Source organism: Pseudomonas sp. KB_15, from assembly GCF_052114525.1.
Classification (GTDB): domain Bacteria; phylum Pseudomonadota; class Gammaproteobacteria; order Pseudomonadales; family Pseudomonadaceae; genus Aquipseudomonas.
This window is the reverse complement of record NZ_JBFREX010000006.1, coordinates 53,012-68,008: the sequence shown is the minus strand read 5'-3', so window position 1 is coordinate 68,008 and position 14,997 is coordinate 53,012. Positions and strand designations below refer to the sequence as shown.

At 60.8% G+C, this 14,997-nt stretch carries 15 protein-coding genes; 9 read left to right on the top strand and 6 right to left on the bottom strand.

The features are described from left to right. Window positions 1-4 precede the first annotated feature (4 nt). Complete coding sequence (locus AB4Z35_RS09675) at window positions 5-1,459, top strand: TrkH family potassium uptake protein (RefSeq protein WP_442096822.1); 1,455 nt, start codon at window positions 5-7, stop codon at window positions 1,457-1,459. Here AB4Z35_RS09675 and AB4Z35_RS09670 read toward each other — a convergent pair. Beyond that, entirely contained in the window at window positions 1,416-2,477 is a 1,062-nt protein-coding gene (locus AB4Z35_RS09670) for an AraC family transcriptional regulator (RefSeq protein WP_442096821.1), read from the bottom strand. The two genes, AB4Z35_RS09675 and AB4Z35_RS09670, sit on opposite strands and share 44 nt — an antisense overlap. 160 nt (window positions 2,478-2,637) lie before the next feature. Here AB4Z35_RS09670 and AB4Z35_RS09665 point away from each other — a divergent pair, with 160 nt between their 5' ends. Together AB4Z35_RS09665 and AB4Z35_RS09660 are read left to right on the top strand one after the other, a co-directional pair. Beyond that, a complete protein-coding gene (locus AB4Z35_RS09665; protein WP_008002802.1) occupies window positions 2,638-2,949 on the top strand; it encodes a DUF962 domain-containing protein in 312 nt (103 codons plus the stop codon). 27 nt (window positions 2,950-2,976) lie between these two features. Continuing rightward, a complete protein-coding gene (locus AB4Z35_RS09660) occupies window positions 2,977-3,567 on the top strand; it encodes an HD domain-containing protein (RefSeq protein ID WP_442096820.1) in 591 nt (196 codons plus the stop codon). A gap of 135 nt (window positions 3,568-3,702) precedes the next feature. On the opposite strand, the gene AB4Z35_RS09655 is transcribed toward AB4Z35_RS09660, so the two are convergent. After that, window positions 3,703-4,518 (bottom strand): UDP-2,3-diacylglucosamine diphosphatase, encoded by an 816-nt coding sequence (locus AB4Z35_RS09655; RefSeq protein ID WP_442096819.1) that lies wholly within the window; start codon window positions 4,516-4,518, stop codon window positions 3,703-3,705. A 136-nt stretch (window positions 4,519-4,654) separates the two neighbouring features. Here AB4Z35_RS09655 and AB4Z35_RS09650 point away from each other — a divergent pair, with 136 nt between their 5' ends. After that, window positions 4,655-5,419: an AraC family transcriptional regulator gene (locus AB4Z35_RS09650; protein WP_442096818.1), complete on the top strand. Its 765-nt coding sequence runs from the start codon at window positions 4,655-4,657 to the stop codon at window positions 5,417-5,419. Between the two features lie 71 nt (window positions 5,420-5,490). Then, the gene (locus AB4Z35_RS09645; protein WP_442096817.1) at window positions 5,491-6,384 is read left to right on the top strand and encodes a DMT family transporter; all 894 of its coding nucleotides are present in this window, start codon (window positions 5,491-5,493) and stop codon (window positions 6,382-6,384) included. Here the strand turns inward: AB4Z35_RS09645 and AB4Z35_RS09640 are convergent. The 4 genes from AB4Z35_RS09640 to recQ form a co-directional block, all read right to left on the bottom strand. Continuing rightward, window positions 6,378-6,665 (bottom strand): SelT/SelW/SelH family protein, encoded by a 288-nt coding sequence (locus AB4Z35_RS09640; protein ID WP_008002795.1) that lies wholly within the window; start codon window positions 6,663-6,665, stop codon window positions 6,378-6,380. The genes AB4Z35_RS09645 and AB4Z35_RS09640 overlap by 7 nt on opposite strands. 33 nt (window positions 6,666-6,698) lie before the next feature. Next, window positions 6,699-7,952, bottom strand: coding sequence for a type IV pilus assembly protein FimV (locus AB4Z35_RS09635; RefSeq protein WP_442096816.1), 1,254 nt, complete (start codon window positions 7,950-7,952; stop codon window positions 6,699-6,701). A gap of 127 nt (window positions 7,953-8,079) precedes the next feature. Then, window positions 8,080-8,514, bottom strand: coding sequence for a MarR family transcriptional regulator (locus tag AB4Z35_RS09630; RefSeq protein WP_007975279.1), 435 nt, complete (start codon window positions 8,512-8,514; stop codon window positions 8,080-8,082). A gap of 119 nt (window positions 8,515-8,633) precedes the next feature. Continuing rightward, a complete protein-coding gene (gene recQ / locus AB4Z35_RS09625; RefSeq protein ID WP_442096815.1) occupies window positions 8,634-10,760 on the bottom strand; it encodes a DNA helicase RecQ in 2,127 nt (708 codons plus the stop codon). A gap of 415 nt (window positions 10,761-11,175) precedes the next feature. On the opposite strand from recQ, the gene AB4Z35_RS09620 reads away from it, so the two are divergent. From AB4Z35_RS09620 to lapD, 4 genes are all read left to right on the top strand, one after another. Next, complete coding sequence (locus tag AB4Z35_RS09620) at window positions 11,176-11,763, top strand: UPF0149 family protein (protein WP_007975277.1); 588 nt, start codon at window positions 11,176-11,178, stop codon at window positions 11,761-11,763. Window positions 11,764-11,773: 10 nt separating this feature from the next. Continuing rightward, window positions 11,774-12,169 carry a YbaN family protein gene (locus tag AB4Z35_RS09615; RefSeq protein WP_008002791.1) on the top strand — a complete coding sequence of 132 codons (396 nt, stop codon included), beginning with the start codon at window positions 11,774-11,776 and terminating at the stop codon, window positions 12,167-12,169. Window positions 12,170-12,270: 101 nt separating this feature from the next. After that, complete coding sequence (gene lapG / locus AB4Z35_RS09610; protein ID WP_442096814.1) at window positions 12,271-12,978, top strand: cysteine protease LapG; 708 nt, start codon at window positions 12,271-12,273, stop codon at window positions 12,976-12,978. A 22-nt stretch (window positions 12,979-13,000) separates the two neighbouring features. Beyond that, entirely contained in the window at window positions 13,001-14,971 is a 1,971-nt protein-coding gene (gene lapD / locus AB4Z35_RS09605) for a cyclic di-GMP receptor LapD (RefSeq protein ID WP_442096813.1), read from the top strand. The last annotated feature ends 26 nt before the right edge of the window (window positions 14,972-14,997 follow it).

Sequence of the window (14,997 nt, the reverse complement as noted above, 5' to 3'; positions counted from 1 at the left end):
CCTCATGGCGTTGCCGACCTTACGGATCATTGGTTTCATCATCGGCATCTTCCTGATCACGCTGGCGATCTCCATGGTCATACCCATGGCCACGCTGGTCATTTTCGACCGCACCAGTGATCTGCCCTCGTTCCTCTGGGCCAGCATGATCACCTTTGTCGCCGGTTTGGCGCTGGTGATTCCGGGGCGCCCCGAGCACGTTCACTTGCGCCCCCGGGACATGTACCTGCTGACCGTCAGCAGTTGGCTGGTGGTATGCATCTTCGCCGCGCTGCCGTTCCTGCTGACCCAACACATCAGCTACACCGAYTCATTCTTCGAAAGCATGTCCGGCATCACCGCCACTGGCGCAACCGTACTCAGCGGTCTGGACACCATGTCCCCCGGCATCCTGATGTGGCGCTCCCTGCTGCACTGGCTGGGCGGCATCGGTTTCATCGGCATGGCGGTGGCGATTCTGCCGCTGCTGCGCATCGGTGGCATGCGGCTGTTCCAGACCGAATCGTCGGACCGCTCGGAAAAAGTCATGCCCCGCTCGCACATGGTGGCACGGCTGATCGTGGCGGCCTACGTAGGCATTACCATTGTCGGCAGCCTGGCGTTCTGGTGGGCCGGGATGAGCCCGTTCGATGCGATCAACCATGCGATGTCGGCGATTTCCACCGGTGGCTTCTCTACCTCCGACCAGTCTTTGGCCAAGTGGCCGCAACCGGCGGTGCATTGGGTCGCGATCGTCATCATGATTCTCGGTGCCCTGCCGTTCACCCTGTATGTGGCAACATTGCGTGGTAACCGTCGGGCGCTGATCAAGGATGAACAGGTTCAAGGCCTGCTCGGCATGCTGCTGGTGACCTGGCTGGTACTCGGCACCTGGTATTGGTGGACTACCCAGCTGCATTGGCTGGAGGCGTTGCGGCATGTGGCGCTGAACGTGACGTCGGTAGTGACCACAACCGGTTTCGCGCTGGGGGACTACAGCCTGTGGGGCAATTTCTCGCTGATGCTGTTCTTCTATCTGGGGTTTGTCGGCGGTTGCTCCGGCTCGACCRCGGGCGGCATCAAGATTTTCCGCTTCCAGGTGGCCTATATCCTGCTCAAGGCCAACCTTAACCAGCTGATACACCCGCGCGCGGTGATCAAGCAGAAGTACAACGGCCACCGCCTCGACGAAGAAATCGTGCGTTCGATCCTGACCTTTTCGTTCTTCTTTGCGATCACCATCTGCGTGATTGCGCTGCTGCTGTCGCTGCTCGGCGTGGACTGGATGACCGCCCTCACCGGCGCGGCCAGTACCGTGTCCGGTGTCGGCCCCGGGCTCGGTGAGACCATCGGCCCGGCAGGTAACTTCGCGACCCTGCCGGATGCCGCCAAGTGGATTCTGTCGTTCGGCATGCTGCTCGGCCGACTGGAGATCATTACTGTGTTTGTGCTGTGTATTCCGGCATTTTGGCGTCATTGACCGCGTCAGGTGCTTGCATCAGCCGCATCCGGTACTCGCCGGGTGTGGCGTCGAACCAGCGGCGGAAAGCGCGAAAGAAGTTGCTCGGATCGGCAAACCCCAGCAAGTAAGCGATTTCCAGCAAGGTCATGTTCGGTTGCGCCAGATACTGCTCGGCCAGTTCGCGCCGGGTATCGTCCAGCAGCGCCTGAAAACTCGTGCCCTCTTCCTGCAAGCGCCGTTGCAAGGTGCGCTGGGAAAGATGCAGTGTCTGCGCCACGGTGTCGCGCTTGGGCTCGCCCTGGGGCAACAGGCGGCACAACACCTGCCGCGCCTTGTGCGTCACGCGGCTTTCGGAAAAGCGCGCCAGGTACTCGCCGGCAAAGCGGTCATGCAGCAACGCCATCGCCTCGTTGGCCGTCGGCAACGGCGCTTCCATGTCCGAACGCTCGAAAATCAGCGCATCGTAAGGTGCGTTGAACAACAGCGGTGCGTGAAAGGCTTGCTTATAGGGTTCCAGGTTGGCCGGCTCGGCACCTTGGAACAACACTTTGCGTGGTTGCAACGTACGCCCGGTCAACCAGCCGCACAACGCCAAGGCACAGGCCAGCGAAGCTTCGGCGCTTTGCCGGGTCGGCGGCAGATGGTCGCCATGCACCGTCAGAATCAGCGCATAGTCTTCTTCCAGCAGCTTGAAACTCAGGTCGGCGCTTTCGGCGATGATCCGCTGATAACGCACCAGACGCTGAAAACCTTCGGCCAGTGTCTGGCTGGACATCAAGGCGTAACCCGTCACATGAAACTGCGCCGGTCGCACCACCTTGCCCATATTCAGGCCGATGGCCGGATTGCCGGACAGTTCGACCGCGCGTTGCCACAGCCGTGTCATGGAATCTTGCGGGAAGCGTGCATCCGGATCATCCAGTGCCGCGTAGTCGAGCCCCAGCTGTTTGAACAGAACCCGGCAATCCAGGCCGTCCATCTCCAGCGCTTTGACAATCCCCATCGCCCAGCTTGCAGAAGTCGTTCGTTCGCTCATGGCGTTTTCTTACTTGGTGAGCCGCATGCTACGGCTATTGACCGAAGGATACTAAAGTGGCGCCTATTGTCAGTGGCTGATGCCATTGATCACTCTAGACTCAAATAAGCTACCCGCAGAACAACTTGCAGTCAGAACAATAACCACAGAGATCGCAGTCGTGGAAAACATCAGACGTTTCAGCAGTTTCGCTGAGTTCTACCCGTATTACCTCAGCGAACACAGCAACAGTACCTGTCGCCGACTACATTTTATCGGCACGACGCTGGTTATCCTGATACTGGCGCTGACCATTGGTCGGGGCACCTGGATGCTGTTGTGGGCCCTGCCACTGGCCGGTTACAGCTTTGCATGGGTCGGGCATTTCTTCTTCGAAAAGAACCGTCCGGCGACGTTCCAACACCCCTTCTATAGCCTGCTCGGTGATTTCGCCATGTACCGGGACATGGTTATGGGGCGCGTTCCCTTCTAGCTGACATCCGTCACAAGAGAGTTGCCTGTGAATGCCAATGCCCGCTTCACCCACATGAAGGATGGCACGCAGGAAGACTGGGCGATCATCGCCGCAGACTTCAGTGCCTATGCGCGACAATTGCCGGCACGGATTGCCGCGCACCTGCAGTTACTGGAGGGTGATTTTGGCGGGTTCCCGGTGGATCGCCTGACCCACTCCCTGCAAACCGCCACCCGCGCCTGGCGCGATGGCCGCGACGAAGAATACGTGGTCTGCGCCCTGCTCCACGATATCGGCGACACCCTGGGTTCCTACAATCACCCGGACATCGCGGCGGCGATCCTCAAGCCGTTCGTCAGCGCCGAGAACTTGTGGATGGTGGAAAAGCACGGGATTTTCCAGGGCTACTACTTCTTCCATCACCTGGGCATGGATCGCCATCTGCGTGAGCAATTCCAGGACCATCCGCAGTACCAGGCGACCGTCGAGTTCTGTGCCAGGTACGATGCGGCGGCGTTTGATCCGGCGTACGACACGCTGCCGTTGAGCTTCTTCGAACCGATGATGCAGCGGCTGTTTGCGCACCCCAGGAACTCGATTTACAAGGCGGCGATGCAAGAGCACGCGCCGGCCTGACAGGACCGCTTCGCGGTCCATCGCGAGCAGGCTCGCTCCCACAGGTTTTGCGGCGGCCACGGATTTTGTGTTCGCTACAAATCTACTGTAGGAGCGAGCCTGCTCGCGATGAGGTCCGCACGGGCACAGTGATTATCAAGCCAACTCGGCGACTTTCGTCGCCTTCAACTGCGCCTCCCGCGCCTGGGCATCCGCCAGGCGATACAACTCGATCGAGCCATCCCAATGCTCGATCAGCGCGGTGCACGATTCCACCCAGTCGCCGCAATTGAGGTAGTCCACCTCGCCGACCTTGCGAATCTCGGCATGGTGAATGTGCCCGCACACCACGCCGTGCAGCTCGCGTTTGACACACTCGTGGGCGATGGCTTCTTCGAAGTCGCTGATGAAGCTGACCGCGGTTTTCACTTTGTGCTTGAGGTAGGCCGACAGCGACCAGTAGCCGTAGCCATATCGCGCGCGCCAGTGATTGAGCCAGCGGTTGAGGGTCAGGGTGAATTCGTAGGCCGAGTCGCCGAGAAAGGCCAGCCAGCGATGGTAACGGGTAATCACATCGAACTGGTCGCCGTGAATCACCAGCAGATGCCGGCCGTCGGCGGTGACGTGTACGGCTTCGTCCACCAGCTGGATATTGCCCAGGATCAGCTTCGAATAACGGCGCAGGAATTCGTCATGGTTGCCTGTGACGTAGATCACTTCGGTGCCGCGCTTGCTCATGGTCAACAGGCGACGGATCACGTTGGTATGCGCCTGTGGCCAGTACATGCCGCCCCGCAGTTTCCAGCCGTCGATGATGTCGCCRACCAGATAGATCTTGTCTGCGTGATAACCCTTGAGAAACTGCGACAGGTGTTCAGCCTGACAGTCCCTCGTGCCCAAATGCACGTCGGAAATCCATAGCGTCCGCACACGTTGCTTACGAGTGGGCTTGGCGAGCTCGGCGCTGGTCATGGGCAACCCTCTGGACATGTTTTATAAAGTTTGCGCTGGTCGAGTTAATGGTCCATGACAGCACCAAGTCAGTCGTGTGACAGCGCTTATCAGCCTGCCCGGGTGTAGACTGGCGGCCTGATACGGGAGACCTGCGATGAGACCGATCCTCACGCTCCGCCAATACAGCCACGACCTGATCGTCCACAGCCACGAACACGCKCAACTGGTRTTCGGRCTSTCGGGYGCRCTGGATTTCGAGGTCGAKGGSCKTGGCAGYCAGGTGGTGCAGCAGAGCTTCGTCGTGGTGCCGTCCGGCGCCCATCATGCTTGCGGCAGTGCCAATGGCAGTCGCTGCCTGGTGCTGGATGTGCCCAGCGAGCAATGGGTAGCTGAGTCCTTGGGTGATCACGCCRAATCCAGCCGACGCTTGCTCGACAACGCCGGCCGCCTGCCCCTGGACGCCGGGCAAAACCAATTGGTCAGTTGGCTGGCGAACAGTCCGGTCGATGATCCGCTGATCGCACAACAAGGCGCGGTGCTGTTACTGGCCAGTCTCAACAACGCCAGGCACGACACGCTCGGCGGTCGGCGCCTGCCCTATGCCGCGCTGAATGCACACATCGATCAGTACGCGGCGTATCCGCTGCAGGTGGCCGACCTGGCCCGTGTGGCAGGCCTCTCCAGTGCCCGTTTGCATGCTCGATTCGTGRCCGAATGCGGGCAGACGCCAATGGACTACATCCGCAGCCGACGCCTGCATATTGCCGTGGGCTTGCTGCGCAACTCGGCGCTGCCCATCGGTGAGATTGCCTGCCGTGTCGGCTACAGCTCCCAGAGTGCCTTTGCGGCGGCGGTGCTGCGCGAGTTCGGGGTATCGCCCGGGAAACTGCGACGCGAGGCTGGCGACAAAGGACGATAGTCTGCCGACAGACTTGATGGGCGATTACGCGCTTCAATGAGGCCTCTGTTCGTTTGTCGTTAAGGATTGCAATGACTCCCCGTACTGCCCTTGGCGCCTTGCATATCGGCGCATTGATGTTCGGCCTGACCGGCGTGTTCGGCAAACTGGCTGCCGCGTCACCGGCGATCATCGTATTCGGCCGTGCCGCTTTCGCCGTGCTCGCGCTGGCGTTCTTTGCACGGTTCGCCAGCCAGACGCGCTGGCAGAAACTCGAGGCCGTGGACTGGCGTCGACTGCTGCTCAGCGGCTTGTTGCTGGCCGGGCACTGGGTGAGTTTCTTCATTGCGGTGAAAGTCGCAGGCGTGGCGATTGCAACGCTCGGCTTCGCCAGTTTCCCGGCATTTACCGTGGTCCTTGAAGGTCTGATCTTTCGCGAGCGCATTCGCACCAATGAAATTGTACTGGTGCTGCTGGTGAGTGTCGGCCTGGTGCTGGTCACGCCTGATTTTGATCTGGCCAGCGGCGCCACCACCGGCCTGCTGTGGGCCGTGGGTTCCGGATTGTTGTTCGCCCTGCTGTCGCTGACCAACCGTGCCAGCTCCGGGCGCGTCCCGCCAGTACAAGCAGCGCTGTGTCAGAACGTGGTGGTTGCCCTGTGCCTGCTGCCGGTGGCGGCGCCGCAATTGAGCGAAGTGCGTGCCATCGACTGGCTGTGGATCGGCCTGCTCGGTGTGTTCTGTACCGGTGTCGCCCACAGTCTGTTCGTCGCCAGCCTCGCGGTGATCAAGGCACGCACTGCCGCCGTGGTGTTTGCCCTGGAGCCGGTCTATGGCATCACCGTCGCCTGGTTGCTGTTCAACGAAAACCCGACCCCGCGCATGTTGCTCGGGGGCGTGCTGATCATTATGGCGATTGTGGTGTCCAGCAGGTTCTCAGGTGGTTCCAGCAAGAAAGCCGTTGCTGCGGAGGCTGCGTCTCACTGAGTGCGGTCGTTGTGGCCCAGGTCGCGATCCGGGTCGATCTGGTCACGGACCCGCTGCTTGAGCACTTTGGCCTCAGGGAAGCCACCGTCCGCCTTGCGCTCCCAGATCTGCACGGTGTCACAGTAAATATGAAAGACCCCGCCAGTGCCCGGCACCAGAGAGACTTTGCCCAGGTCATCACCAAAGGTGCTGAGCAGTTCCTGGGCCAGCCAGGCCGCACGCAACAGCCACTGGCATTGTGTGCAATAGGTGATGACGATTTCCGGTTTGCTGACGGTCATGATGGGACGTAACTCCAGAGTTTGACGACGCCGCTATGATAGCCCGGCCGGTGGCTGCCGGGACGGCGAAGCAGGTTGCGCCTCTAACTCGAACGCAGGCTCGATCATGGCCAGAGCAGCCGGCTGCTCGTACTCGTTTGGGCTGATCACGTCCCAACTCGACGCCATCGACAGCTCCTCCAGATTGAGCCGGTATTCATCGTCAGTGGCGGATTCGCTGGACATCGCCAAACCCGGAACCACCACCACGGCAGCAGCGACCGGGAGGGAACGACAACTATCGACCCGCTCAAGCCCTTCATTGGCTGGCACCCCGTCGCGATGCACAGTGGGCGGTTGCATGACGGGGGGCCACATCACTGGCTCGGTAAAGAGCTCCGCCAACGGCTCATGCGGCGACGGCAGAGCCACTGACGTTGTGGCCTGATGTTGCCGGTGCCAGCGGCGAACTAACCAGCCCAGCGCCAGCAACGCCATCAGCGCTGACACGCCGGCAATCGGCTGCCAGCCAATCCCGGGGTTTTCAACAATAGCGGGGGCTGGCGCCACGGCGTCATTAGCAATGGGTTGCGCCTTTACCTTCTTGAGTTCCGCCAGTTGGGTTTGCAGCTCAGCCAACTGCTCTTTCTGGCCGGCGATCAGCTCATCCTGGCCTTGAAGCTTCGCGTTGAGCTCATCGACAGTGGTTTGCAACGAGTGGTTTTGCAGGGCGCTGGCGGCCAGTTGTTCGACAGCGGGATCAACCACGGGAACGTCCGTTTCCGGCGTCGCCTTTGCCACGGGTGACGGCAAGACGACCGGTTGAACACTGGGAAATGCAGACGCCGCAGAGCTGGAAACCGGTTCATCGGTGGCGGGAACAACACCTGGCGCACCCGGCGGGTCGATCAGTACCGTGTACTCGCGTAATAGCCGACCGTTGGGCTGATTGAGCTGCACGAGGAAATTCAGGAACGGTTCACTGACCGGTTTGCTGGAGGTCACCTGGATCAAGGAGCGATTACCGCGCAGGACCGGGGTGAACTTCAGGTTGTCGAGGAAAAATACCCGGTCGACCCCGGCACGGCTGAACTCGTCTGCCGTTGCCAGGCGCACCGACAACTCGTCCTCTTCCAGGCCAGCCGCATCCACCAGGGCGATTTCGGCACGCAGCGGTTGATTCAGCGCCGAATGCAGGGTGATTTCACCCAGGCCCAGCGCAGGTGCCCATGCCGAATAAGTGACAGTGGCCCCGGCCAGCAACCACTGAGAACCACCGCGTAAAACCAATCGCCAACACTTGAGCATGAGCATCCTTGAGATCTACAGAAACTACCCGTACGCGTTCGTACATCCGTTACGAACACGATATTGCCGAGTAGTTCTTATAGTCTGCCCAATGCGGTCTCTCAAAAACCTGGGGGTCGGTTATGCCTCAAGACTTTTCAAGGTTGCCCAGGATGTGCCCGTGAACCCGCATGCACACCTTCAAATCCGCCTCATCAACGCCTTCGAACAGCTCGTGACGCAGTTGCGTGGCAATGGTTTCAATTTGTTCGATCAGGGGAAGCGCCGGCGCGCAGAGAACGATTTTTTTCGCCCGACGGTCTTCCAGCACCGCCTGGCGTTGCACCAGGCCCTGACTTTCCAGGCTGTCGAGCAAACGGGCCAGGGTCGGGCCTTCGACGCCGACGCTTTGTGCCAGCTCGCGCTGGGTTGGTGCTTCTTCGAAACGCGCCAAGTGCAGCAGCACCAGCCAGCGTGCCTGGGACAAGCCCATACCCGCCAGTCGGCGGTCCAGTTCGGCACGCCAGCCACGGGACATCTGGGCCAATTGCATGCCAAAGCGGTGTTGATCGGTTAACGGCATAAAACACTCATGATCAGACTGAAATAAATAAAAACTAATTATTAGTCAGCTAAGCATGAGCCTCGACTTGAGGCAAGGCTAGATCTGTACTGAATCGTTACATCAGCACTACAGGTGCCTCAAATCTCGAATTCCGACTGCAAGGCCGCCCRAACGCAGTACAACACCCCTTCCGGCACCCTGCCAGCGAACAACGCGGCAATCTCGGAAACCGCCGGCAACTCGCCTTCGCCGTCAAGGAAGGCGTCCTGCACTTCACCCATCAGATCTTCAGGCAGATCCAGCGCCTGTTCCAGCGACAACTGCTGCTTGCCGATCGCTTCGGCCAGCATGGTGTAGACGTTCTTTTCCGAGCATTGCAACTGTCCGGCGATCTGTACCGGCGTCATTCCGGCCCGCGCCAGAGTGATCAGTTCATGACGCACGTCAGCCACCGGTTTCGGCGCCTCGACCTGGCCGCCGAGCACCTCGAGGAAGGCCTCGCCGTAACGCTCCAGCTTGCGCGCACCAACGCCGCTGACCGTGGCCATTTCCGCCAGCGAGGTCGGCTGGCTGCGCAGCATCTCCAGCAAGGTCGAGTCGGGGAAGATGACATACGGCGGCACGCCATGTTCTTCGGCGAGCTTGCGCCGCAGGGCACGCAGGGCTTCCCACTGTTCGCGCTCCTCGCCACGGACCAGCTGGCTCGCCTGGCTCTTGCTGCTTTTCGCCACGGTTTGCGCCTTGAGATCGCGGCGCAACTCCAGGGTCACCTCACCTTTGAGCAGCGGCCGGCAACTGTCGCTCAGGCGCAGGCCACCGTAGCCTTCGAGGTCGATGTCGGCCAGACCTCGGGCCACCAGTTGGCGGAACAACGAGCGCCACTCGCCCTCCGCCATCGCCTTGCCAACACCAAACACCGAAAGATGCTGATGGCCGAAGTTGCGGACCTTTTCGTTGTCCTTGCCCAGCAATACATCCACCAGGTGTCCGACACCGTAGCGTTGACCGGTGCGGTAGATCGCCGAAAGCGCCTGTCGCGCGGGCTCGGTAGCATCCCAGGTCTGCACGCCGTCGACGCAGTTGTCGCAATGACCGCAAGGCTGGGGCATGTCCTCGTCGAAGTAGGCCAGCAGCGTTTGCCGACGGCAGCGGGTTTCTTCACACAGGGAAAGCATGGCGTCGAGCTTGTGCTGCTCCAGGCGTTTGTGGCGCTCGTCGCCTTCGGAGTTCTGCAGCATCTGCTTGAGCATCACCACGTCTTGCAGGCCGTAGGCCATCCAGGCGTCCGCCGGCAGGCCGTCACGGCCGCCGCGACCGGTTTCCTGATAGTAGGCCTCCAGGGATTTCGGCAAATCGAGATGCGCGACAAAACGCACGTTGGGCTTGTCGATGCCCATGCCGAACGCCACGGTGGCAACCATGATCAGGCCTTCTTCGTTGAGGAAGCGCTTCTGATGGTAAGCCCGCAAATCGTTGGGCAGACCGGCGTGGTACGGCAGCGCCGGGAAGCCTTGCTCGCTGAGAAACGCAGCGACTTCCTCGACTTTCTTGCGCGACAGGCAATACACGATGCCCGCATCGCTACGGCGTTCGGCGAGGAACGCCAGCAACTGCTTGCGCGGCTGTTCCTTGGGCACAATGCGATAAAAGATGTTCGGTCGGTCGAAGCTCGACAGGAAGCGCTCGGCGTCTTGCAGGTGCAGACGGGTGACGATTTCTTCCCGGGTGCGCTTGTCGGCCGTGGCGGTCAGGGCGATGCGCGGCACATCGGGGAACATTTCCGCCAACTGGCCCAGTTGCAGGTATTCCGGGCGGAAATCGTGGCCCCATTGCGAAACGCAGTGCGCTTCGTCGATGGCGAACAGGGCGATGTTCAGCCCCTGCAGGAAGGACAGCATGCGCGGCTGGACCAGACGTTCCGGCGCCAGATAGAGCATCTTCACTTCACCGCGGCGGATGCGGGCGGCGAGGTCGCGCTGTTGCTCGGCGCTGAGGGTGGAGTTCAACGCGGCGGCGGCCACGCCCAGCTCTTCAAGGGTGGCGACCTGGTCGTCCATCAGAGCGATCAGCGGCGAGACCACCACTGCCAGGCCTTCGCGCAACAGCGCCGGCACCTGGAAGCACAGGGACTTGCCGCCACCGGTAGGCATCAGGACCAGGGCATCGCCGCCGCTGGCCACGCGCTCAATGATTGCACCCTGACGGCCACGGAAACTGTCGTAGCCGAAGATGTCCTTGAGGACGCGTTGAGCCTGTTCGAGCATAGGAACTCCAAAAATCACCGAAACATCCCTGCAAGGCTGGTTCAGAACCCGCAACGTTGCACCGACAAATCGTAAGTGCGCATTGCATGACGCTTCACATTTCAGCCGTGACGCCAGCAGGGCATCACAAAACGCGCGAGTATACCCGAGCCCCGTCCGGCAAAGGGCACCGCTGATAAGACACCCGCAAACCTGTGGAACATAAAACCTGTGGGAGCGAGCTTGGTCCGGGCGGCGTTCCGACGAAGAGGCCATCACAGCCACCATGGATGTTGCCTGCCCCACCGCCATCGCGAGCAAGCTCGCTCCCACATTGATTGCGCCCTTAACTCAATGGTATTTGCCGTGCGGCTGGCCCAAGCGCTCAAGAAGGCCTAGAATTCCCGCATCGAACATTCCCCAAGGTAGTCCTTTAATGTCCTTCGCTGAGCAACTAACCCGCCTGCAAGTCTTCCTCGACGCTGATGAACTGCATGACGAGGCGCTGGACTACGTGGCCGCCCACGGCTACCTCACCGCGCTGTCGATCTGTTCCGAAGTGGTTCCCGACCGTGAATGGATCGACGCTCTTTTCGCCGAAGAGCCGCATTACAGCGGCGAAGCCCAGCGCGAAGAGATCGAAGCCACGCTGATCGGCCTCAAGGCCCACATCGCCCGCCAACTGGCCTCCGACGAAGAGTTCGAGCTGCCGTGCGACCTCGATCTGGGCGACGACCCGGACGATTCCGAACTGCGCGGCTGGTGCATCGGTTTCATGGAAGGCGTGTTCCTGCGCGAAGAAGCCTGGTTCGAAACCGCCGAAGACGAAGTCAGCGAAATGCTGCTGCCGATCATGGTCGGTTCGGGCCTGTTCGACGAGCAACCGGAGTTCTCCGACATTGCCGCCGATGCCAACCTGATGGACGACATGATCGTGCAGATCCCGGAAGCCCTGACCGCGCTGTACCTGCTGTGCAACGCACCAGACGAAAAACCGGCGATTCTCAAGCCCCGTCACCACTAAGGTTCTGCCTATGGACAACCCCATAGGCAACCGCCCCCTGATGTTGCGCTACGTGCTGCTGACCATCGGCTGGCTGAGCGTAGCGCTGGGGGTGATCGGGATTTTCCTGCCGGTATTGCCCACCACCCCCTTCCTGCTACTGGCGGCCGCCTGCTTCGCCCGCAGCTCCCCGCGTTTCTATCAATGGCTGGTTGAGCATCCACGGCTTGGTCCATGGATCCGTGATTACCTCGATGGCAACGGCATCCCGCTCAAGGGCAAGGTCTACGCCATCGGCCTGATGTGGGCGAGCATCCTGTTCTCCTGTTATCTGGTGCCGCTGCCTTGGGCACGGGGGTTCATGCTGACCAGTGCGGTGCTCGTGACTTTCTACATCCTCAAGCAGAAAACCCTGCGCAAATCCTGAAGTCACCGTTAGCTATTTGTGGCGAGCCCCGTCCGACGACCTGCCCTACCCCGGCAAAAACTCCACCTAAACTTCACCCACCTACACTCGAGCAGCCAGACATGGCCCGTAGTCTGCGTAGTCCAGGATGGCCAGCGCTCCGGATTCGGCTCGGCGGCCGGTTACTGCTGGCCGGTTTGCTACTGACCGTATTCAACGGGGTCCGGGCCGACTGGGATTTTGCGCTGATTCTGCAATCCGTTGAAAATCGCTACGGCCCCCTTGGACCGGCGCGAGGCCGGATCGAGGCATGGAGTCAATTGCTGCAGAGCGCACGCGGCGCCCCCGAACCCGAGCAGCTCAACGCGGTGAACCGCTTCTTCAATCAGCAGTTGAATTTCCAGGACGACACGCGCATCTGGCAACAGACCGATTACTGGGCCACGCCGGTCGAAGCCCTGATCAAGGGTGCCGCCGACTGCGAGGACTACGCCCTGGCGAAATATTTCAGCCTGCGCCGGCTCGGCATTCCCAGCGAAAAACTGCGCATCACCTACGTCAAGGCCCTGAGCCAGAACCAGGCGCACATGGTGCTGACGTTCTACAGTACCCCCACGGCTGACCCACTGGTGCTGGACAACCTGATCGGCGATATCCGCCCCGCGTCCCAACGTAAAGACTTGCTGCCGGTGTACGCCTTCAACGCCGAAGGCCTGTACCTGCCGGGCAAGAACGGTGGCAAGCGCAGCAGTAACTCGAAAAAACTGTCGCGCTGGCAGGACGTGTTGAAAAAGATGCAGGCCGAAGGGTTCGACATCGGCGACGGTTAGCCGCCATGGCAAGGAGCGATATATGACACTGCGTAAACAGTTGTTCCTGGCCATCTGCCTGTTCCTGCTGGTGGCGTTCAGCGGCAGTTTTTATGCCAGCCTGGAAAGCTCCCGCGAGCAAACGCTCAGTCAGCTGCGCGCCCACGCCCAGGACGCGGCCACCGCGCTGGGGTTGTCGCTGACAGCACAGGTCGATGACCTGGCAATGATGGAGCTGATGGTCAGTTCTATTTTCGACAGCGGCTATTTCAGCAGCATTCGCGTCATCAGGCTCAAGGATCAGCAACCCCTGGTGGAACGCAGCGCTCCGACGAAAATCGACGGTGTGCCTGACTGGTTCGTCAACCTGGTCGACCTGCGCCCGGAAGGTGGCGACGCCTTGATCATGCGTGGCTGGGAACAACTGGCACGGGTCGAAGTGCTGAGCAATCCGCAATTCGCCCTGGCCAAGCTCTGGGACAGTACCCTCGGCAGTCTGATCTGGTTGCTGTTGTGCGGGCTGTTCAGTGCCGTGATTGGAGGATGGATGCTGCGCAGGCAATTTCGCCCACTCGACAGCATGGTCCGACAAGCTGAGGCCATCAGTAAACGCGAGTTTCTCAGCCTGCTGAAACTGCCACGGACACCGGAATTGAAACGGGTGGTGCTGGCGATGAACCAGATGGTCGAGAAACTCAAGGCGCTCTTCGTCGAAGAGGCTGCACGCAGCGAAAAACTGCGGGCCGAATCCTATCTGGACAGCCTTACCGGCCTGGCCAACCGGCGCCTGCTCGACGAGCAACTGGCCGACCATTTACGGGTGTGCGAACAGAGCCGCGATGGCCATTTGTTGATGTTGCGGATCAATGACCTGAACGGGCTCAACCAGAGACTGGGCGGCCAACGGACTGACGCACTGATCTGTGCCGTAGGCGAATTGCTCAAACGCCTGACTCAACTGCCGGAACGTCGCACCTGGCTGGCGGCGCGCAATCGTGGTGGCGAATTCAGCCTGTTGACACCGGGTCTGGACGCCGAAAGCGCTGCGCGCCTGGCCGCCGATGTCAGCGCCAGCCTGGAGAACCTGCGCCTGACCGGCGCCAGCGATTGCATGCCCGTCGCCCATCTGGGCGTGGTCGCCTACCGACCCGGTGAGCCGGTCAGCACCGTACTCCTGCGCCTTGACCAGGCACTGACGGAGTCCCGGCAGCATCCCGAACGACCCTGGGTGTATTTGGGCCACCGTGACACCGCGCCGAATCACTCCCAGCACGATTGGCGCACCTGGATTGACGATGCCTTGACCGAGGGAAAAATGCAGCTGTACTTCCAGCCCGTCGTGCAATGCGTCGACACCCGCCAGGTGCTGCATCACAAAGTGCTCGCACGCCTGCTCGACCCACAGGGCGAGGCGATTGCCGCCGGGCATTTCCTGCCGTGGATCGAGCGTCTCGGCTGGTCGGCACGCTTCGACCTGACGATGCTCGAGGCCACGCTGGACGACCTGGTGGCCAACCGCAGGCCCTTGGCACTGAGCCTGTCCGGGAGCACCCTGCGCGACCCGGTGCAATGGCGAACAATCCTCGACCTGCTCGACTCCCTACCGGAACTGGCGCCGCTCCTGACCCTGGAAATCGATGAGCGCCAGTTGCCGTCCCCCGAAGAACTGCAGCGTTTGAGTCACAGCCTGCTGAACACCGGCTATCGAATCGGCCTGCAACACTTTGGCGGCCGCTTCAGCCAGATCGGCAACCTCACCCATTTGGGCTTGGCGTACCTGAAAATCGATGGAGCCTACATTCGCAACATCGACGAGCAGACTGACAAGCGGGTGTTCATCGACGCGATCTTTCGCGCGACCCACAGCATTGATTTGCCGCTGATTGCCGAGATGGTCGAAACGTCGGGGGAGTTGGTGGCCATCAGAGAGCTGGGTGTTTTTGGCGCGATGGGGCGGTTGATCGGGCCGCCGAAACCAAGCTTGCCAGGCCTCCAATGCAACCTCGACCATTGACCTGAAACCAACTTGCACCTGTTACT